This is a genomic window from Rhizobium sp. BK112 (assembly GCF_014193215.1).
In the GTDB taxonomy this organism is placed as follows: domain Bacteria; phylum Pseudomonadota; class Alphaproteobacteria; order Rhizobiales; family Rhizobiaceae; genus Rhizobium; species Rhizobium anhuiense.
In genome coordinates, this window is record NZ_JACHYZ010000006.1 from 70,505 (window position 1) to 89,987 (window position 19,483).

General features: G+C 61.3%; 16 protein-coding genes and 1 pseudogene. 12 read left to right on the forward strand and 5 right to left on the reverse strand.

Going from position 1 to position 19,483, the window contains the following annotated elements; all coding sequences use genetic code 11:
• The first annotated feature begins 80 nt into the window (after positions 1-80).
• On the forward strand, positions 81-1,418 hold the full coding sequence (locus tag FHT75_RS17895; protein ID WP_183845088.1) for an alpha-L-fucosidase: 1,338 nt from the start codon (positions 81-83) through the stop codon (positions 1,416-1,418).
• Between the two features lie 87 nt (positions 1,419-1,505).
• On the opposite strand, the gene FHT75_RS17900 is transcribed toward FHT75_RS17895, so the two are convergent.
• Both FHT75_RS17900 and FHT75_RS17905 read right to left on the reverse strand, forming a co-directional pair.
• A complete protein-coding gene (locus FHT75_RS17900) occupies positions 1,506-2,246 on the reverse strand; it encodes a DUF4231 domain-containing protein (protein ID WP_063475873.1) in 741 nt (246 codons plus the stop codon).
• A 117-nt stretch (positions 2,247-2,363) separates the two neighbouring features.
• Complete coding sequence (locus tag FHT75_RS17905; RefSeq protein ID WP_183845089.1) at positions 2,364-3,068, reverse strand: GntR family transcriptional regulator; 705 nt, start codon at positions 3,066-3,068, stop codon at positions 2,364-2,366.
• A 148-nt stretch (positions 3,069-3,216) separates the two neighbouring features.
• Here FHT75_RS17905 and FHT75_RS17910 point away from each other — a divergent pair, with 148 nt between their 5' ends.
• Positions 3,217-4,128, forward strand: coding sequence for a dihydrodipicolinate synthase family protein (locus FHT75_RS17910; RefSeq protein ID WP_063475872.1), 912 nt, complete (start codon positions 3,217-3,219; stop codon positions 4,126-4,128).
• Between the two features lie 112 nt (positions 4,129-4,240).
• Here the strand turns inward: FHT75_RS17910 and FHT75_RS17915 are convergent, their stop codons facing one another.
• Complete coding sequence (locus FHT75_RS17915; RefSeq protein ID WP_097595481.1) at positions 4,241-5,302, reverse strand: LacI family DNA-binding transcriptional regulator; 1,062 nt, start codon at positions 5,300-5,302, stop codon at positions 4,241-4,243.
• 143 nt (positions 5,303-5,445) lie between these two features.
• Between FHT75_RS17915 and FHT75_RS17920 the strand changes: the two genes are divergently transcribed.
• The 6 genes from FHT75_RS17920 to FHT75_RS17945 all read left to right on the forward strand — a co-directional run bounded on the left by FHT75_RS17920 (position 5,446) and on the right by FHT75_RS17945 (position 12,212).
• Entirely contained in the window at positions 5,446-7,767 is a 2,322-nt protein-coding gene (locus tag FHT75_RS17920) for an alpha-L-rhamnosidase (protein WP_183845090.1), read from the forward strand.
• Positions 7,768-7,804: 37 nt separating this feature from the next.
• Positions 7,805-9,088, forward strand: a complete 1,284-nt coding sequence (locus tag FHT75_RS17925) for an ABC transporter substrate-binding protein (protein WP_047612371.1) — start codon at positions 7,805-7,807, stop codon at positions 9,086-9,088.
• A 66-nt stretch (positions 9,089-9,154) separates the two neighbouring features.
• Positions 9,155-10,033: a carbohydrate ABC transporter permease gene (locus FHT75_RS17930; protein WP_047612369.1), complete on the forward strand. Its 879-nt coding sequence runs from the start codon at positions 9,155-9,157 to the stop codon at positions 10,031-10,033.
• The gene (locus FHT75_RS17935; protein ID WP_047612366.1) at positions 10,030-10,857 is read left to right on the forward strand and encodes a carbohydrate ABC transporter permease; all 828 of its coding nucleotides are present in this window, start codon (positions 10,030-10,032) and stop codon (positions 10,855-10,857) included. The genes FHT75_RS17930 and FHT75_RS17935 overlap by 4 nt, the downstream gene beginning before the upstream one ends.
• 4 nt (positions 10,858-10,861) lie before the next feature.
• Positions 10,862-11,839 (forward strand): ABC transporter ATP-binding protein, encoded by a 978-nt coding sequence (locus FHT75_RS17940; RefSeq protein ID WP_047612363.1) that lies wholly within the window; start codon positions 10,862-10,864, stop codon positions 11,837-11,839.
• 58 nt (positions 11,840-11,897) lie between these two features.
• Positions 11,898-12,212, forward strand: coding sequence for a WGR domain-containing protein (locus FHT75_RS17945; RefSeq protein ID WP_312865379.1), 315 nt, complete (start codon positions 11,898-11,900; stop codon positions 12,210-12,212).
• Positions 12,213-12,219: 7 nt separating this feature from the next.
• On the opposite strand, the gene FHT75_RS17950 is transcribed toward FHT75_RS17945, so the two are convergent.
• Entirely contained in the window at positions 12,220-13,512 is a 1,293-nt protein-coding gene (locus FHT75_RS17950) for an NAD(P)/FAD-dependent oxidoreductase (RefSeq protein ID WP_063475866.1), read from the reverse strand.
• A 3-nt stretch (positions 13,513-13,515) separates the two neighbouring features.
• On the reverse strand, positions 13,516-14,913 hold the full coding sequence (locus FHT75_RS17955) for a PLP-dependent aminotransferase family protein (RefSeq protein ID WP_047612358.1): 1,398 nt from the start codon (positions 14,911-14,913) through the stop codon (positions 13,516-13,518).
• Between the two features lie 229 nt (positions 14,914-15,142).
• Here FHT75_RS17955 and FHT75_RS17960 point away from each other — a divergent pair.
• The 4 genes and pseudogenes from FHT75_RS17960 to FHT75_RS17975 all read left to right on the forward strand — a co-directional run bounded on the left by FHT75_RS17960 (position 15,143) and on the right by FHT75_RS17975 (position 19,468).
• Positions 15,143-16,223: pseudogene (locus FHT75_RS17960) on the forward strand (ABC transporter ATP-binding protein).
• Positions 16,224-16,271: 48 nt separating this feature from the next.
• Positions 16,272-17,321: an ABC transporter substrate-binding protein gene (locus FHT75_RS17965; RefSeq protein ID WP_047612353.1), complete on the forward strand. Its 1,050-nt coding sequence runs from the start codon at positions 16,272-16,274 to the stop codon at positions 17,319-17,321.
• 69 nt (positions 17,322-17,390) lie between these two features.
• On the forward strand, positions 17,391-18,647 hold the full coding sequence (locus FHT75_RS17970; protein WP_183845091.1) for an ABC transporter permease: 1,257 nt from the start codon (positions 17,391-17,393) through the stop codon (positions 18,645-18,647).
• Positions 18,647-19,468, forward strand: a complete 822-nt coding sequence (locus tag FHT75_RS17975; RefSeq protein WP_183845092.1) for an ABC transporter permease — start codon at positions 18,647-18,649, stop codon at positions 19,466-19,468. Before FHT75_RS17970 ends, FHT75_RS17975 begins: the two co-directional genes overlap by 1 nt.
• The last annotated feature ends 15 nt before the right edge of the window (positions 19,469-19,483 follow it).

A 19,483-nucleotide genomic window follows, 5' to 3' on the forward strand; every position in this document is an offset into this window, starting at 1 on the left:
AACATGATGCCGAAACGTGTGAGCGGTCTTCGGACGACATCATGCTCCAATCTTAAAGTTTGGAACGGGAGGAATATCCGATGGATATCGACAATCTGCAGTCACTGGCCCTGCCTGAGGAGAAGAAGGCCTGGTTCGTTCACGACCGGTTCGGCATGTTCGTGCATTGGGGGCTGTACGCGCTGCCGGCACGCCATGAATGGGTCAAGAGCCGCGAAGAACTGAACGACGCCGACTACCAGAAATATTTCGATCACTTCGATCCCGATCTCTACGACCCACGCGAATGGGCGAGGCGCGCAAAAGCCGCCGGCATGAAATATGTGGTGCTGACCACCAAGCACCATGAAGGCTTCTGCCTCTGGGATACCCAGGCCACCGACTTCAAGGTGACCAACACGCCTTATGGGAAAGATCTGTTGCGCCCCTTCGTCGACGCCTTCCGCGCCGAGGGCCTGAGGATCGGCTTCTACTATTCGCTGATCGACTGGCATCATCCCGACTTTACGGTCGATCCGCGCCACCCGCAGCGCAATCATCCGGATGCGCTGAAAATCAACGAAGGCCGGGATATCAGCCGCTATGCCGCCTTCATGCGCGAGCAGGTGCGCGAGTTGCTGACCGAGTTCGGCCAGATCGACATCATGTGGTTCGATTTCAGCTATCCGCAGTGGAAGCTCGGCGAACTGGTTGGAAAGGGCCATCAGGATTGGGAAAGCGAGAAACTCGTGCGCCTGGTGCGCGAACTCGCCCCTGATATCATCATCAACAACCGGCTCGATCTCGCCGGCCTGCAGCCCGATATCGTCACGCCGGAGCAATATATGCCGCGGGCCCGGCCGCTACGCGACGGCAAGCGCGTCGTCTGGGAAGCGTGCCACACGCTCAGCGGCTCCTGGGGTTATCACCGCGACGAGGACACCTGGAAAAGCACGGAGCAACTGGTGCAGATGCTGGTCGGCACCGTGGCCATGGGCGGCAATCTGCTGATGAATGTCGGGCCGACGGCGCGCGGCACGCTCGACCACCGCGCGATAGCTGCCCTTGCCGCTTATGAGGAATGGATGGCGCTGCACGAGCGCAGCATTGTCGGCTGCAGCCAGTCCGACTTCACCGCGCCGGCCGATTGCCGCCTGACCCAGAATGGCGATCGTCTCTATATCCACCTCTTCAACTGGCCCTATCGCCATCTGCATTTCGATGCGCTGGCGGGCAAGATCGAATATGCGCAATTCCTGCATGATGGCAGCGAGGTCACCTGGCTGCGCCCGTCCGCCAATACGTTATGGGCAAACACCCAGTTCCCCGTCGGCGAGGATCAACTGACATTCGTCCTGCAGGTGCGCCGGCCTCAGATCGTGGTCCCGGTCATCGAAGTCAAGCTCAAGGCAGGGAGTGCCCCAGGCGTCCAGGATTAGAAGGTGGTGACCCGCTTGCCTGAGCGGACATATACCCGCTCAGGAGAATGGCTCGGCCGGTCCCGCCGCCGGATGCCGACAACGGGCTCAGGGATTGGCTGCGGTAGTCTCCACGAAGAACTGGTTGAGCTGCTTCATTTCAAGCGCATGAGCGCGCTTTCTAAGAGCGACGGCCTGTTTGAGCGTCTCAAGCTCATCCGTTATATCAATGAGATGAGCCTCGGCGACGAGCATCTCGGCTTCGATCCTTCCCTGCTCTCTCAACTGCCAGGCATCCCGGATGCGGAATTGGACGATGATCGTACCGAAAAGCGCCGCGAGCGCCGAGCTCATCATAGGAAGCCATTGGGGAACGGCCGTGCCATAGGCCGAGAACAATGAAGAGAGGCCGCTCAGAACGATGATCCCCATTGTGAGAAAATTCCAGAGATACTGATTGACCCTGGAGGATCGCGCATACCAGTTTCGATGCGTCCGCAGGTCACGCAAAGCCTGCCTTTTGATCTCCACCGTATCCGATGGAAGCATCCTTTCCGCTCTCTCTCGAGCAAACTCCCGTCTTGCTGCCAAAATCACGTTGATGACAACGATGGTTATCCCGAAGGTAATCATGAACCAGGAGATGTAGCTCAAGGGAATTTGGTCGAGGATGACGTTCGGAGGAAATTCCGGCTCAAAAACCTCAATTAAAGCGCCAAGCGATATCAAGAATACAGATAAAACAACAACCGCTATAGAAAGCATCCCTAATATATTTCTATATCGTGATGGCAATGGCATTTGCTGCTGCAAAGCAGGGTCATCGTCCCTCTTCCTGAACAAATCCATCACCCTATCCTCGGGGTTGGAGGTTTGACCACAGTCAAACTTGCAACACACGAAAAATCAAGTAACGTTTACTAATGATACTTGATTAGGCGATCGCCGGCGGCTCTATCGCTTGCTTCAGGATATGCTGATTGCCACCGGCCGGTCGAGATCGCGAGCGATATAATCCTGGATCTGGCGGACGATCTGCCCGGCGTGAGCGATCGCCAGCTGATCGGCCCGTTCGGCGTCGCCGGCCTCGATCGCGGCGATCATCTCCTCATGTTCGTCGACAAATTGGCGCGGCAGGCGGTCGTCGAAGGTCGAATAATACAAGCGAAGAATGCGCCGGCCCTCGTCGAGCAGCCTGGCGAAGAAGGCCGTATAATAGGAATTGCCGGCCAGTTCGGCGATCGCCACGTGAAATTCGCGGTTCGCCTCGATCATCGCATAGGCGTCGCGCGCGGCAACGGCATCGGCGAAGTCCCTCTGATGCGACCGGATCACCTTCATGACTTCGGGGTTACGCCGCTGGGCGGCGCCGCGCGTCGTGACCCGGTACATCAGCGTCAACGCCTCGAAATAGGTGGGCAGGCTGGCGAAATCGATCGTCGCGACGATCGTGTTCCTGTTCGGCAGGGTCGTGACCAGCCCATCGGCGGCGAGCCGCAACAGCGCCTCGCGAATGGGAGTCCTCGACATCCCGAACCGTTCAGACAGCCGCACTTCATCGAGCGGACTGCCGGGCTCCAGCGCCATCGACAGGATTTCCCGGCGCAGCGTGATATAGACGCTCTGCGTGCCGGAACCGCGCACCCGCACATTCTCCGCCTCGTTCTGCATCCGCGCCTCCGCTGTCATGAGAGCCTTGTATTGCGTTTCGGCCGATTCCCGCAACGGCAGTCTTCCGCCTGCAAATTTCAGGATCGCGCCGGATTGAATCTTGTCGACAGTTTGTATATAACGCAATCAAATTCAAGGAGGTCGATCGATGACAACAGGATGGAAGGGCGTATTCCCCGCCGTAACGACACAATTCAACGAAGATCTTTCCGTAGATCTGGCTGCGACCCAGCGCGTCCAGGACGCGCTGGTGAACGACGGCGTCAACGGGCTGATCGTGATGGGCACCTGCGGCGAGAACAATTCGCTCGATCCCGATGAGAAGCGCACGATCCTGAAAGCCGCCGTCGAGGTCGTTAATGGCCGCGTTCCCGTCGTCACCGGCGTGTCCGAATTCGACACGCGCCGCGCCGTCGCCTATGCCCGCGACGCCGAAAAACTCGGCGCCGACGGCCTGATGCTGCTGCCGGCCATGGTCTATGTGCCGAAGCCGGAAGAGCTGATCGCGCATTTCCGCACCGTCGCCGAGGCGACCTCGCTGCCGATCATGCTCTACAACAACCCGCCGGCCTACCGCGTCAATATCGGCGCCGATGTGCTGAAGGTGCTTGCCGACGTGCCGAATATCAAGGCGGTCAAGGAAAGCGCCCCGGATCCGCGCCGTTTCACCGATCTCATCAATGAATTCGGCGATCGTTTCGATATCTTCGCCGGTCTCGACGACGTCGCGCTCGAAGGCCTGATGCTCGGCGCCAAGGGCTGGGTCTCCGGCCTCACCAGCGCCTTCCCGGAGGAATCCGTGCAGCTGGTGGCCGCCGCCGAACGCGGCGACTGGGAAGAGGCCCGCAAGATCTATCGCTGGTTCATGCCGCTTCTGCATCTCGATGCCGAACACGATCTCGTGCAGTCGATCAAACTCGCCGAACAGATCATGGGCCGCGGCTCCGAACGTGTCCGCCTGCCGCGCCTGCCGCTTTCTGGCGCCCGCCGCGCTGAAGTTACTGCGATGGTGGAGAAGGCCGCGGCCACTCGCCCCTCGAAGATCCGCCAGGCTGCCTGAGACAACGGGGCCGGCAAACGCCGACAAGCGGTTGCCGGTCTTTCCATTCTCGCTACTTTTCGGGCGAGAGCCAGTTGCCGCCCGGCCGCGGCAGACTCTCTGGCTTTCGTTCCTATCTCGTGTTCTTGGAGTTTCCGGAACGGATCAGGCTATTTCGGCTGACGAGCGACGGTATCTGGAAAATATGCTCGGCAGCGGTGCGGCCTTCTATTCTGGAAATGAGGGTTCGCGTTGCGATCTGACCGAGTTCCCTGCCCGACTGGTCGATGCTTGCGAGGTTGACGAGACCGAGGGCTGCCGTAGACGAGTTGTCGTATCCGATGACGGCGAGATCTTCGGGCACGCGCACACCCAATTCCATCGCCAGGCTCAGAAGGGTGATCGCGTCGAGATCGCTCCAGCAGAATACGGCGCGCGGCCTGTCTTTCCGCGATAGGAATTTTCGCATCGCCTCTTCCCGCTTTGGCGAAGCAATGGGAATTTTGCCGATCGCTGGCGAGGAGCCGAGCCCGCCACGCTGCATGGCCCGGCGGAACCCGATCTCACGCTGGCGCACGACGGAGACCGCGTGCCCTTGGCGCTCGCCAAGGCTCAGCATTTCGACGTCGCGATAGCCGCAGGCCAGAAGCGCTTCCACGGCGATCTCCGCACCGCGCTGATCGTCTGCATTGACGGTATCGAAAGCCGTGGCGCTGGCATCGTGGTAACCGACCGCGACGATCGGTATCTGGACTGCGAATTTTGCGAGGATCTCCGAGGGCAAACGCGGCGCAACGAGGATAAGGCCATCCATCTTGTAGTCGATCATCGACTCGATCAACGACGTTTCCAGTTGCACTCGCGCATCGCTGACGCCGATCATCGCCTGATAGTGCGAGGGCGCCAGCACCCCGTTTACGCCGGCAATCACCTCCGGAAGAAAGGGATTGCGGATGTCGATCAGGAGCACGCCGATGGTGAAACTCCGCCCACGCAGCCCGCGCGCTGCCCGCGAGGGGCGATATGCGAGGGCCTCGATGGCATCCATCACCCTTGCGCGCAGTGCGTCACTGACGCCGTAGGCATTTCGCATCACCTTGGAAACCGCTGCGACCGATACGCCTGCATGAGCTGCTACGGTCCGGATCGTTACACGATCGTTTCGTTGCGGCTTTTGTTTTTCTTCGACTGACATGAAATCTCTGACTTGCGGCTGCGGGCCGCAAAAATTGCCCGCAGAACCACCATGACAGACTGGCAACGAAAATTCTATTGCGCTTCCGAAGAAAATGTAGAACGTTATATGGAGAACGTTCTACAACCCGTCGGGAGGACTTGATGAACTTTCAGCCGGCAGCCATCAGCGGCAACCTCGTTTCGCGTGCCTGGTCCGGGGATATGATCGCGCCACTATCGGATAGCGGTCAGGGAACGGCCGCAAGCTTCGTCTCCAAGACTTTTGAACATGATGGCGCCAAGCTTCCCGTCGAGCTCTTTATCTCCGCACTTGGCCTCTACCGCTGCTTCATCAACGGCGTTCGCGTCGGCGACGACCTGTTGACACCCGGCTGGACCAACTACGACGATCGCCTTGCCTATCAGCGATATGATGTCTCGAATCTGCTCAAGCCGGGCCAGAACCGCATCGAAATCTGGCTTGCCGACGGATGGTATCGGTCGCCTTTGATGTGGGGCGCCCAGGCGATCCCGAATTGCTGGGGCAACAGGATCGGCGCCATCGCCGATCTGCTCGGACCGGATGGCAACCTTCTTTCCACCGACACCACATGGCGAAGCGGTCTTCTGCCGATCCTGAAGTCCGGGATCTACTTCGGCGAAATCTATGATGCCCGCCAGGAAAATTACGCCGAGACCCATGGCACCGAGAAGCTGGACTTCGACAGGGCGCTGCTTGTCGCGCATGAAACGGCTGCAGTGCGCGAGTTGCGGCCACTCACCCCGGTTGACAGCTGGACCGACGATAACGGCAGGACCGTCTACGATTTCGGCCAGAATGTCGGTGGCTATGCCAGATATACGGTCCGCGGAACCGCCGGTGCCGAAATTCGGGTGGAGCATTCGGAGGTTCTCGGCCCCGACCGTCATTTCGACAATCGCAACTATCGCACGGCGGCCGCCCATACCGTCTACACGCTACGTGGCGACGGCGACGAAACCTATGCGCCGCATTTCACCTTCCATGGTTTCCGTTATGCCCGGGTGACCATCACAGGCGTCGCAAAGATCCTGTCGATCGCATCCGTCCCGATCTCGTCAGTCCCCGATCCGGCCGGCGGTTTCACGTCGGGCCATGCGCTGGTCAATCGCCTCGTCGAGAATACCATCTGGTCGCAGCGCGCCAATTTCGTCGAAGTACCCACCGATTGCCCGCAGCGCGACGAACGTTTGGGCTGGACGGGCGACGCCCAGGTATTTGCCGCAACCGCTTGCTGGCTGAGCGACAGCCAATCCTTCCTGAGGAAATATCTGCGCGACGTGATGGCCGACCAGCGCGAGGACGGCGCCGTCTCACACTTTTCGCCCGATCCGACACGTCTGCATCCGGCCGATTTCCCGGGCTATGCCGGCTCGACCGGCTGGGGCGATGCGATCGTCGTCATCCCCTGGGTACTCTATACCCATTACGGCGACCGGGCGGTTCTGGCGGAATGCCTGGATTCGATGGTGCGCTGGGTCGATTTCGTCTGGTCGATCTCGGATGGTCCGCTGGTGCGCCCGCCGTCGCGCTGGGGCGACCGCGGCTTCACCTTCGGCGACTGGCTGCAGCCGATCGGCGATAACCGGAAGCCCCGCCCGACGATCGCCGACGATTGCGCGGCGACGCTCTACCACTTCATCTCGACCGACCTTCTGGCAAGGATCGCAGCCACGCTCGGCGAGCATGCGCTTGAAGAGCGAATGAAAAGCCGCGCCGACGAGATCCGGCGGGCATTCACCAACGAATTCATCACGCCATCGGGACGGCTCGCGCATAACGATCAGACGTCTTATGCGCTCGCCTTCCTGCACGAGCTGATACCGGCCGAGCACAAGCAAGCCGCACAGCAGCATTTCCGGCAGGTGATCATCGATGCCGACTACAAGATCGGCACCGGCTTCATCGGCACGCCCGCCCTGCTGCCGGCGCTGACGAAGCTTGGGATGGACGATCTGGCCGAAAAGGTCTTCCTGCAGGAAGATGTACCGGGCTGGCTCTATCAGGTCTCGAAGGGAGCGACGACGATCTGGGAGCGCTGGGATTCCATGGCGCCCGACGGCACCATCTACGAACCCGACATGAACAGCTACAACCACTATGCCTATGGCGCCGTCTGCCAATGGCTGTTCGAAAGCGTCGCCGGGATTTCGCCGAGCCCGCGCGCACCGGGATTTGCCGAGGTGATCGTCGATCCCGCACCGATTCCGTCCCTTTCGCCGGTTTCAGCCCATCATGACGTGAGCCAAGGGCGCATCGAGGTTGGCTGGCAGTGCGACGGCAACGAAGTCACCTATGTGCTGACGCTTCCGGAAGGCTGCATCGGTCGTTTCCGGCCCGGAAAGCGACATCAAAACCCGTCGCTCAATGGAGCGCCTGTGGCCGAGGAAGCCGTTCTTCCCGCCGGAACACACAGACTGGTCTTTTCCCTACCCGAATCTTGAGGAGCATACACGTCACACCGTTCAGAGGAGGAACGTCATGACACATCGGATAAAGCTCATTCTTGCCGGCACGTCCGCGCTTTTGGCATTGGTCGCGGCCGGTCCGTCGCATGCGGAAGTCACGCTGTCATTCCTGATCGACAATAACCCGGACACAGTCGCGGCGGCCGAGGCACTGGTTGCCGCCTATCAGGCAAAGGCACCCGACGTGACGATCGAAATCGAGCCGCGGGCCGGTGGCGGCGAAGGCGACAACATCATCAAGACGCGGCTGGCGACCGGCGAGATGTCCGATGTGTTTCTCTACAATTCCGGTTCGCTCTTACAGGCGCTGAAGCCGACACAGACGCTTGTCGATCTGAGCGGCCTGTCGTCGCAAGCGAAGGTCGACGAAAGTTTCAAAGCGGTCGTGCGTGCCGATGGCAAGCTCTATGGCGTTCCCTTCGGCACGGCGATGGCAGGCGGGATCCTCTACAACAGGAAAATCTACCAGGACCTCGGCCTCTCCGTCCCGAAGACATGGGCCGACTTCATGGCGAACAACGCGAAGGTCAAAGCTGCCGGAAAGGTCGCCGTGGCGCAGACCTATCGCGACACCTGGACCTCGCAGCTGTTCGTTCTGGCTGACTATTACAACCTGCATGCGGCCGTGCCCAACTTCGCCGCAGACTATACCGCCAACAAGGCAAAATACGCCGAGACGCCTGCGGCCCTGAAGGGCTTCGAACGTCTGAAGGACGTTCACGACGCCGGTCTGATGAATGAAGATTTTGGCGCGGCAAGCTACGACGATGGCCTGAGAATGGTCGCAACCGGCGAGGCAGCGCATTATCCGATGCTGAGCTTCGCGGTCGGCGCCCTCAAACAGAATTATCCGGACAACCTCAACGATGTCGGCTTTTTCGCGCAGCCGAGCGACGACGCCGCGACCAACGGCTTGACGGTCTGGATGCCGCCAGCCCTTTACATTCCGGTGACCAGCCAGCACGCCGAGGAAGCACGGAAATTCGTCGATTTCGCGGGAAGCGTCGAGGCCTGCAAGATCATGGTGGAAACCAACGCCGTTCAGGGGCCTTCCCTGATCGACGGCTGCGACCTGCCAGCTAGCGTACCGCCTGCGATCAAGGACATGCTCCCCTATTTCGAGGCCAAGGACAAGACGACGCCGGCGCTGGAATTCGTTTCGCCGATCAAGGGACCGGCTCTCGAGCAGATCACCGTCGAGGTCGGCTCCGGCATTCGCCAGCCCGCCGAGGCAGCGAAACTCTACGACGACGATGTCCGCAAGCAGGCCAAGCAGCTCGGCCTGCCCAACTGGTAGCGGTCTTTCGGGCCAGTTATCCTCGCTCCTGACGGAGCGAGGCTCCACCCGATCGAAGAGATTGAGATGACCGAGACACGCCGCCGCTCGCGCAAATCGCCCTACCCGCTCTGGTTTTTCATTCCCGCCGCCATCATCTACGGCGTGCTGTTTCTGTTTCCGACGATATCGTCTCTCTGGTTCAGCCTGACGCGCTGGGATCTTTCGACGGCCGAATTCATCGGGCTTGAAAACTTTCGGCAGTTCTTTTCCGAACCGTTTCTGGTCAAAGGGCTCGTCAACACGCTGATCTACGCCGTGACGACCTCCGGCCTGAAGACGGTCTGCGGACTGCTGCTGGCCGTGCTGCTCACCAGCAATATCTTCGCCCGCGGTTTTCTGCGCACGCTGGTCTTCTTCCCCGTCCTGGTCTCGACGATCGGCATTGGCATCACCTTCACGGTGATGATGCATCCGACCAAGGGCATCATCAATGTCACGCTCGAGACGCTCGGCATTCCGGGACCTGGATGGCTCACCAATCCGGCGCTCGCGCTTTTTTCGGTGGCTCTGGTCGATGTCTGGAAGGGTGTCGGCCTCGCCACCCTGATCTTCATCGCCGGACTTGCCGCGATCAGCCCCGATTATTACGAGGCGGCGAGAATTGACGGCGCCACGCGTCTCCAGCAATTTTCCCGGATCACTCTGCCGCTCGTGCGTCCGGCCACCGTCATCGTCGTGACATTGTCGCTGATCGGCGGGCTCCGTTCCTTCGATCTGATCTGGGCCATGACCCGCGGCGGGCCCGGTTTCTCCTCCGACGTGATCGCCTCGGTCATCTACAAGCAATACCAGGCGGGTTTCTATGGCCTGTCGACGGCCGGAAACGTCATCCTGTTTGCGCTGATCGCGGCAATCATCCTGCCCTTCACCCTGTGGTTCAACCGGCGCGAGGTCGGGGAATGAGAAACGTCCGCCCTTATGTGACCGGCGCGATAGCCCTTGCGGTGGCGGCGATCATCTTCGTCATGCCGTTCGTCTTCGTCGCTCTCCAGGCGGTCAAATCGAAATCCGAAGCGTCCCGGCTCGATTTCGAATTGCCCGAGCATTGGCTATTCTGGGATAATCTGGTGGCCGTCTTCAAGGCCCGCGACTATCAGCTTGCGCTTGCCTATTTCAACTCCACCCTGATCACGGTCGTCTCGGTCACCATTCTGATCCTGCTGTCGGCGATGGTCGGATATGTCATGCAGCGCCGCAAGACCGTCTGGAACAGGGTGGCCTCCATTGCCCTCTTCATGGGCCTGATGATGCCGCCGGCGGTCGTGCCCACCATCGGCCTGTTGCAGGATATCGGGCTGTTCAAGACCATGACCGGGATGATCCTGATCCAGGTCGCCTATAATCTCTCCTTTTCGATTTTGCTTTATCGGTCATTCATCTCGACCATACCGCGCGATCTCGATGAGGCGGCGCTGATCGACGGCGCCAAACCCCGGCAGATTTTTTTCAGAGTGGTCCTGCCGCTGCTGAAACCGGTGACCGTGACCAATGTCGTCGTGCAGTCAATCGCGATCTTCAACGATTTCACCAATCCGCTCTACTACCTTCCCGGCAAGGAGAACGTCACGGTGCAGCTGACGCTCTATAATTTCCAGAGCATGTATACGAGCCAGTACAATCTGCTCTTCATGAACATCCTCCTCGTGACGATCCCGCCGCTGATCGTCTTCATCTTCTTCAACCGGCAGATCGTCGCGGGTATGACGGCCGGCGGCGTAAAGGGGTAGCAAAATGGCTGAGCTCACTCTGAAACAGGTTCGCAAGAGCTTCGGCGCCCTCGAAGTCATCAAAGGGGTCGATCTCGAGGTTGCCTCCGGGGAGTTCGTGGTGTTCGTCGGTCCGTCAGGATGCGGGAAGTCAACGCTGCTGCGCATCATCGCCGGCCTGGAAGACACGACCTCAGGCACGCTGACCATCGGCGGCAAGGACGTCACCTATGCCGAGCCCTCCGAGCGCGGCATTGCCATGGTGTTCCAGAGCTACGCGCTCTACCCGCATATGACCGTCGCCGAAAATATCGGCTTCGGCCTTTCGCTCGCCCGCCGTCCGAAGGCGGAAATCGCCGCCAAGGTCGCGGCGACGGCGGAAACGCTGCAGCTCACCCAGCTCTTGGAGAGAAAGCCGAAAGCCCTCTCCGGCGGCCAGAGGCAGCGCGTCGCCATCGGCCGGGCGATCATCCGCGATCCCAAGGTCTTCCTGTTCGACGAGCCGCTCTCCAATCTCGACGCTTCGCTCCGAGCCCAGATGCGCCTCGAAATATCAGATCTGCACGCCCGGCTGAAATCGACGATGATCTATGTCACCCACGACCAGGTCGAGGCCATGACGATGGCAGACAAGATCGTCGTCCTGAATGGCGGGGTGGTCGAACAGATCGGCAGTCCGATGGAGCTCTACCGTAACCCCGCGACACCCTTCGTCGCCGGCTTCATCGGCAGCCCGAAGATGAACCTGTACGGCGGCGAGACGGCACGACGATTGAACTGCACGACCTACGGTATCCGTCCCGAACATATCAGGCTGTCGGAAGGCGCCGGACAATGGCAGGGCAGGATCCGGCATTTGGAGCGGCTTGGCGCCGACGCGATCCTCTATCTCGAGGTCCCCGAACTCGGCGAGATGGTCGTGCGCGCCGAAGGCGAGACGCCGTTTACGCCTGGAATGACGGTCTGGGCAAATCCGGTCGAGGGAGCGGAGCACCAATTCTGAGGATGGCGCGGCGCGCTATCAGCGCCACACCGTGAAACATCACACGAAGGAATCGCTGGTGCTCGATCGATTCAGCATATTCATTGGACGCGTTGGCCGCTGTACGGGATTCTTGCGGCATGACCCAGGCGACCCATCCGATATTGCTTTTTCATGTAGATCCGGCGCGAAACATGGCCGCTTCTATCTTCTGGCCGTCGAACCGACCCTGTTCGGCGGCAGCTCGCTCACGCGTTGCTGGGGACGTATGGGGACGAAGGGACAGGTGAAGATCGACCTCTTCGATACGGCGGTCGAAGCCAGGCAAGCATCCCGGAAGCTGCTGCACGGCAAGCTCAAACGCGGATATCGGCGGAATGAGGAAGATTCATAGGGCCGGTTCAGAACCGCTCGGGACGCAGCGACGTCAGATCGACAGCCGGTCTCTGGCCCGCGACCAGCTGGGAAACGAGATAGCCGGTCAAAGCCGACAGCGTCAGGCCGAGATGGCCGTGGCCGAAGGCATAGGTGACGCGGGGCAAACGGCGGGAACTGCCGATCACCGGAAGTGAATCCGGCATGGACGGGCGAAAACCCAGCCACTCGTCGCTGCCCTGTCCGGCCGCCGGCAGGAGCAGTTTCACGCCGTCACGGATCATCGCGGTCCGCTTCGGGTTCAAGGGAGCGGCAAGTCCGCCGAGTTCGACGGTTCCGGCCGCGCGCAATCCATCTGCCATCGGCACCATATAGAAGCCGTGTTCGGGATAGCAGACCGGGCGCGACAGCAGATTGACCGCTTGCGGGAACAAGACATGATATCCGCGCTCTGTATCGAGCAGGACGCGGTCGCCGATCGATACCGTGAGCTTGCGTGAATGGGCGCCGGCGGCAACGACCGCATGATCCGCAAGAATTTCCTTGCCCGCGATCCGCAGACTGATGCCGTTGTCGCGGGGCTCGATGGCCGAGACTTCGCCACGGATGATCTCTCCTCCGCCGTTTACGACAGCCTGGGCGAGCGCGAAGGCGAGTTGCATGGGGCTGGAAAACACATAGGCGTCACGAAACAGCACGCCCTTGTGGTAAAGCGGCGCAAGATTGGGCTCCATGCTCTCAATATCGGCGCGGTCCAGACGGTCCATGGCGACGCCGTGGCGTTCACGCAGCCCGTTCTCGGCATCAGCCGCCCGGAATTGCGCTTCGCTCTTGTAGAGATACAGGCAGCCATCATGCCGCTTCAGCCGTTCGGCGCCTGCCTGCGCCACAAGCGGTTGCCAGGCGGCATCAGCGTGAGCAAGCAGCATGGCCAGTGTCCCGGCGATCCGTTCAACCTCGGCTTTCCCGCTCGACGCCAGGAATGCGCGCAGCCACGGGACCAGTTGCGGCAGGTACCGCCAGACGATCGCCAGCGGACCCAGCGGATTGAGCAGCATGCCCGGCACTCGCCAGATGACGCCAGGGGTCGCGACCGGAACGACGCCGTGCGGCGCAAAGGTGCAGGCATTCCCGTAGGAACAGGCCTGGCGGTAGGACGCGTCGCCCAAGGGCGGCGCCGGATCGATGATCGTGACCCGGTGCCCCATTCTTTGCAGCCAGAGGGCCGAGCAGAGGCCGACCAGCCCGGCACCGACCACAGCCACATGCTGGCGCTCGGCGTCGGGCAAGGGCTGAAGCTCGGCAAGCGGCTTGTTCATCGTCTAGACCAGGCCTGCCAGAGCGCGGGGACGATCGTTCAGCGTCGCGGCGATGATGCGCAGGGCCGTTGCAAGTTCGTCGCGCGACGATGCGCAGCCAACATTGACGCGCACGGCATGCTCGACCGGCTGGCGGTCGCAGGCAAAGGCGGTGGCAGCCATGACGGCAACGCCGTGGGCGCGCAGATTGGCGGCAAAATCCTCGCATCGCCAAGGGGCCGGCAGCCTCAGCCAGAGAAACATGCAGCGCGGATCGGCGGAGAAGGAATGGCCGGCAAGGATCGTCGTGACGATCGCGTGGCGTGCACGCAACTCGGCAAGCTGGGCCTTCAGAATTGCTTCGGCCGTGCCGTCTTCCAGCCAGCGGGTCGCCAGCAGCAGCGGCAGCGGCGAGGGCATCCAGGCGGTGGTGCGGACCGCCTCGGCAGACAGCAGCGCCCGGCCGGGCGGGCACGTCAGGTAGCCGACGCGCAGGCCAGGGGCCAGTGCCTTGGAGAGTGCCGATATATGGTAGGTTCTGGTCGGCGCAAGCGTGATCAGGGCGCTTGCGCGGGTCCCGAGCATCGGTCCATAGACATCGTCTTCGATGATGACGAGATCGTGCTTTTCCGCGACATCGACCAGTTGCCGCCGGCGGGCCTCGCTCATGGTGACGACGGTCGGATTGTGCATCGAGGGAACCGTGAAGACGGCGCGCACGCTCTCCCGGCCGCAGATGTCGTCAAGCTCCGCGGCCGACATGCCCTGATCGTCACTTCCGATCCCGATGATGCGGAAGCGGAACATCTGCGCGAGCGCGATCAGGCCATAATAAGTCAGCCGATCGCAGACGATGGTGTCGCCGGGCTCGATCAGGCTGCTGATCACCGCCAGAAGAGCGTGCTGGGCGCCGCTGGTGACGACGATATCGTCCTCGGACGGATCGAAGCCGTTGAGCGATATCCATTTTCTCGCCGCCTGGCGCGCCCAGGCCGGGCCTTCCGGCGGCTGATATTCCTGCATCTGGCGGAAGCGCCGGTCCGACGAAAGGTCCGGCAGGGATTGGGCGAGGCGTTGCTGGAAATCGTCGACAGCCGGCCGGTTGACCGTCAGGTCTATGATACCGGACGGGTTCGCCGCCCGGTCGACCCGCGGCATGGCGCCGTCGCCCATGACGATCGTGCCGCGCCGGGTGCTGCCCATCACCAGGTTGAGGTTTTGCAATTCGCGGTAGGCGCGCGTGACGGTGGAGACGTTGAGCGATCGCTCCCGTGCCAGGTCGCGCTGCGGCGGGAGTTGGCTGCCGGGTGGCAAGGCGCCTGAGCGGATCTTCGCCTCGAGCTCGCTTGCGAGCTCCAGATAGGCCGGTATCCGCGTTTCCCGCTCCTGATTTGTCCGGGTCACTTCCGATCTTTCAGACATACAATCCCTGCAACAACGTCCAATTCCACAAGCCAAATACAGCACATTTTAAGCGATTCAGCATTGGCTTCGTGCGGCATAGCATGCTTTTCCAGCGTTTTCGAGATCCGCAGCCGCCACCATACAAAATTATTTGTGTGGCTTGACAAGCGGAAATAGACCGAGACAATATAGCCCAGCATCGAGACAAAGAGGCAGGGACCCGGCCGATGCAAAACAGGAGGACTTCATGAGCGAGCGCTTCATTGCTTTCGAAGGCGTGCGTAAATCCTATGACGGCGTCAGCTATGTCGTGCGCGGCCTGGATCTCGACGTCGCCAAAGGCGAGTTTCTGACCCTTCTCGGCCCGTCCGGATCCGGCAAGACCACGACGCTGATGATGCTGGCCGGTTTCGAGGCCCCCACCGACGGGACGATCACGCTTGCCGACAACAGGATCGACAGCGTTCCGCCGCATCGCCGCAATATCGGAGTCGTCTTCCAGAATTACGCGCTCTTCCCGCATATGACCGTCGGCGAGAACGTCGCCTTCCCGCTGAAAATGCGCCGGCTCGGCAAGGCTGAGATCACCGAGCGGGTGCGCCGCGCCCTCGACATGGTGCGCATGGCGAGCTTCGAAACGCGGCGACCCAACCAGCTCTCCGGCGGACAGCAGCAGCGCATTGCGCTTGCCCGCGCCCTCGTCTTCGAGCCGCAACTGGTGCTGATGGACGAGCCGCTCGGTGCGCTCGACAAGCAGCTTCGCGAGCATATGCAGCTCGAGATCAAGCATCTGCATGCCCGCCTCGGCATCAACGTCGTCTACGTCACCCACGACCAGAGCGAGGCGTTGACCATGTCGGATCGGGTCGGCGTATTCAATGACGGCATCCTGCAGCAGATCGCGCCGCCGCATGCGCTCTACGAGACGCCGGCGAACCCCTTCGTCGCAACCTTCATCGGCGAGAACAATGCAATATCGGGCGAAGTCGTGGCGATCGAAAATGCGACCTGCCGAATTCGCGGGCCCGATGGTTCGATCATCACCGGCCATGCCGGACAAGGATTGAAGGAAGGCGCGCGGGCAACGCTGGTCTTGCGGCCCGAGCGGATCCAGCTGGCGCCCGCGGCCGAGGTTGCGAACCGGTTCACGGCCACGCTCAAGGAAATCATCTACCACGGCGACCATATCAGGTTGCGCGTCTCAGCCTGCGGCTGCGACGATGTCTTCATCAAAGGCAGCCGCCCAGGACATTCCGGCTCATGCGCCAGGCGCGAATACCGTCATCGGCTGGGCGCTTGAGGATTGCCGCGTGCTGGCGCTCTCCTGACCGGACATTCATTTTTTCGCAAACGCAGCTACAAAAAGGGGAACCACCATGATGCGTTTAAACGGCATGCTTCTCAGTTCCGTCATGACTCTTGCCATCGCAGGAGCCGCATTTGCCGAGGATACGCTGACCGTCACATCCTGGGGCGGCGCCTATACGAAGAGCCAGGAGGAGGCCTTTTTCAAGCCCTTCGCCAAGGAGACCGGCACCAAGATCCTCCAGGACGAATGGGACGGCTCGACTGCCAAGCTCAAGGGCATGGTCGAGACGGGCCAGGTGACCTGGGACGTCGTCGACGTCGAACCCAGCCATGCGCTTCAGGGCTGCGACGAAGGCTGGCTTGAGCCGATCGACTATTCAAAGCTCGGCGGCAAGGACGCCTTCATCGACGGCGCTGCGATGGATTGCGCCGTCGCGACGATCGTCTTCGGCACCATCTATGCCTATGATGCCGCCAAGTTCCCGAATGGCGGGCCGACGACCATGGCCGATCTGTTCGATACCGCCAAGTTCCCCGGGCCGCGCGCCTTGCGCAAGTCACCGAAGACCACGTTGGAATTCGCGCTGATTGCCGACGGTGTCAAACCCGCGGAAGTCTACGATGTGCTTGGAACGCCGGAGGGTGTCGATCGCGCCTTCAAGAAGCTCGACACCATCAAGAAGGATGTGAAGGTCTGGTGGACGGCGGGCGCGCAGCCGCCGCAGCTTCTCGCCGACGGCGAAGTCGTGATGACCACCGCATGGAACGGCCGCATCTACGATGCCGTCAAGAACAGCGGCAAGAACTTCAAGATCGTCTGGGACGGCCAGGGAATGGACTTCAACCTCTGGGCCGAGCCGAAAGGCTCGAAGAACAAGGAACTGGCGGACAAATTCGTCGCTTTCACCGTCAATCCCGATGTGATGGCGCAGCAGTCGAAATATATTTCCTACGGCCCGACCCTGAAAGCGGCCATCGCCAAGGTCCCGGCGGATATTCTCGTCGATCTGCCGACCGCGCCTGAGAACACGAAGACCGCCTTTGTCGTCTCTTCCGAGTTCTGGGCCGATCATGATGAGGAGTTGACCGAACGCTTCAACAAGTGGCTCGCACAGTAACCTCGTCGGGCGGGCGAGTGTCCCCCTGGCTTCGTCCGCCCCTTTCTCTACCGCAAGAAGGCATGAGCGATGGTGATCGCGACAATGAATGAAGGCGACGGCTCGATGATTGCCGCACGCACGCGGGTGAAAAGCCGCGGCAGCGCGAAAAGCAAGGCGCAGCTGAGAGCGCTGCTGCTGGTCGCGCCGCTGTTGATCTTCCTGCTGCTCGTCTTCGTCCTGCCCATTGCCCTGTTGTTGACGCGCGCGATCGACAACAGGACGGCTTCCGCCGCCCTGCCCTACACGATGTCGGCTCTATCCGCCTGGGACGGACAATCTCCGCCCGACGAGGCGCTGTTTGCCGCCTTCGCCGCCGATCTCAAACAATCGCCCCGCGACCAGATCGCCGAGGTGGCCAAGCGTCTCAACTATTACGAGACGGGCATGCGCTCGATGCTGTTGAAAACCGCACGCACGATCCGCGACGCGAAACCGCCCTACAAGGCCGCCTTCGTCGCCATCGACCCCAAGTGGGAGACGCCGCACTACTGGACGCTCATCAAGAATGCGGCGCCACCCTTCACCGACTATTACCTGCTCGCCTCGCTCGACCTAGAGCGCGACGCCTCGGGCGCCATCGGCAGGGTCTCGGCGGAGAATGCGGTGCATGTCGACGTGCTGATCCGCACATTCGTCGTCAGCGCTTCGGTCACCGTGCTCTGCCTGTTGCTCGGCTATCCCCTCGCCGCGCTGATCGCCCGGTCGAAAGGAGCGGTTGCCAATACGCTGCTGATCCTGGTGCTGCTGCCGTTCTGGACCTCGCTGCTGGTGCGCACCAGCGCCTGGGTGGTGTTGCTGCAGGGGCGCGGCGTGATCAATTCAGCGCTCATCTGGCTGGGCCTGATCGACCCCGCCCATCCCCTCGACCTGATCTACAATCGCATCGGCGTGCTGATCGCCATGACCCATATTCTGCTGCCCTTCATGGTGCTGCCGATCTACAGCGTCATGAAAAGCATCCCTCCGGTCTATCTCAGAGCCGCTTCGTCGCTCGGTGCGCCGCCGGTCGCGGCCTTCTTCCGCATATACCTGCCGATGAGCATGCCCGGCGTCAGTGCCGGCGGGTTGCTCGTCTTCATCCTGGCGCTTGGCTATTACATCACGCCGGCTCTGGTCGGCGGGCCGGGAGACCAGATGGTGAGCTATTTCATCGCCTATTACTCCAATCAGGTCACGAACTGGGGCATGGCGGCGGCTTTGAGCACGATCCTGCTGGTGGCGGTGCTGATCCTCTACGCCGTCTATAATCGCATCGTCGGCATCGACCGGCTGAGGATAGGCTGATGACGAATTTCCTGTCTTTCCCGCGACTGTTTTCGATCCTGCTGTGGCTGGCGGGTGGCCTCGTCATCCTGTTCCTGATCGCGCCGATCGTGGCGATCGTGCCGCTCTCCTTCAATGCCGAGCCGTTCTTCACCTATCCCATGCCCGGCCTGTCACTCCGGTGGTACCGCGAATTCTTCGATTCCAACGTCTGGCAGCTGGCGCTGAAGAACAGCATCATCGTCGCTGTCTTCGCCACGCTTCTGTCGACCTTTCTCGGCACGCTTGCCGCCATCGGCCTCAGCCGGCCATCCTGCCCGGCGCGGGCAACGCTGACCGCCATTCTGATTTCACCGATGATCGTGCCGGTCATCGTTTCGGCAGTCGGCATCTATTATGCCTTCGCCGCCGTCGGGTTGCTCAACAGCCTGACCGGCCTGGTGCTGGCGCATACTGCGATCGGCGCACCCTTCGTGGTGATCACCGTCACCGCGACGCTGGCAAGCTTCGATCACAATCTGATGCGGGCGGCATCCAGCCTCGGCGCCGCCCCGGTTGAAGCGACCTTGCGCATCATGCTGCCCGTCATTGCGCCGGGGGTGGCGTCCGGCGCCCTCTTCGCCTTCGTAACGTCGTTCGACGAAGTGGTGATTGCACTCTTCATCGCCGGTTCCGAAGAACGCACGCTGCCGCGCCAGATGTGGAGCGGCGTACGGGAAACGCTGAGCCCGACGATCGCCGCCGTCGCCACGCTCCTCATTGTGTTTTCGACACTATTCCTCGCTACGATCCAATGGCTGCAGCGCCGCGCCGAACGCCAGAAGACTGCGCATAGAGATTAATCCAAGGGGGTTGGA

Coding starts and splice junctions, on each gene's coding strand:
- FHT75_RS17955 (WP_047612358.1), bottom strand. CDS start 14,913: ATGTCTGAAAGATCGGAAGTGACCCGGACAAATCAGGAGCGGGAAACG.
- FHT75_RS17975 (WP_183845092.1), top strand. CDS start 18,647: ATGACGAATTTCCTGTCTTTCCCGCGACTGTTTTCGATCCTGCTGTGG.
- FHT75_RS17940 (WP_047612363.1), top strand. CDS start 10,862: ATGGCTGAGCTCACTCTGAAACAGGTTCGCAAGAGCTTCGGCGCCCTC.
- FHT75_RS17895 (WP_183845088.1), top strand. CDS start 81: ATGGATATCGACAATCTGCAGTCACTGGCCCTGCCTGAGGAGAAGAAG.
- FHT75_RS17930 (WP_047612369.1), top strand. CDS start 9,155: ATGACCGAGACACGCCGCCGCTCGCGCAAATCGCCCTACCCGCTCTGG.
- FHT75_RS17950 (WP_063475866.1), bottom strand. CDS start 13,512: ATGAACAAGCCGCTTGCCGAGCTTCAGCCCTTGCCCGACGCCGAGCGC.
- FHT75_RS17935 (WP_047612366.1), top strand. CDS start 10,030: ATGAGAAACGTCCGCCCTTATGTGACCGGCGCGATAGCCCTTGCGGTG.
- FHT75_RS17970 (WP_183845091.1), top strand. CDS start 17,391: ATGGTGATCGCGACAATGAATGAAGGCGACGGCTCGATGATTGCCGCA.
- FHT75_RS17905 (WP_183845089.1), bottom strand. CDS start 3,068: ATGCAGAACGAGGCGGAGAATGTGCGGGTGCGCGGTTCCGGCACGCAG.
- FHT75_RS17925 (WP_047612371.1), top strand. CDS start 7,805: ATGACACATCGGATAAAGCTCATTCTTGCCGGCACGTCCGCGCTTTTG.
- FHT75_RS17965 (WP_047612353.1), top strand. CDS start 16,272: ATGATGCGTTTAAACGGCATGCTTCTCAGTTCCGTCATGACTCTTGCC.
- FHT75_RS17915 (WP_097595481.1), bottom strand. CDS start 5,302: ATGTCAGTCGAAGAAAAACAAAAGCCGCAACGAAACGATCGTGTAACG.
- FHT75_RS17920 (WP_183845090.1), top strand. CDS start 5,446: ATGAACTTTCAGCCGGCAGCCATCAGCGGCAACCTCGTTTCGCGTGCC.
- FHT75_RS17910 (WP_063475872.1), top strand. CDS start 3,217: ATGACAACAGGATGGAAGGGCGTATTCCCCGCCGTAACGACACAATTC.
- FHT75_RS17900 (WP_063475873.1), bottom strand. CDS start 2,246: ATGGATTTGTTCAGGAAGAGGGACGATGACCCTGCTTTGCAGCAGCAA.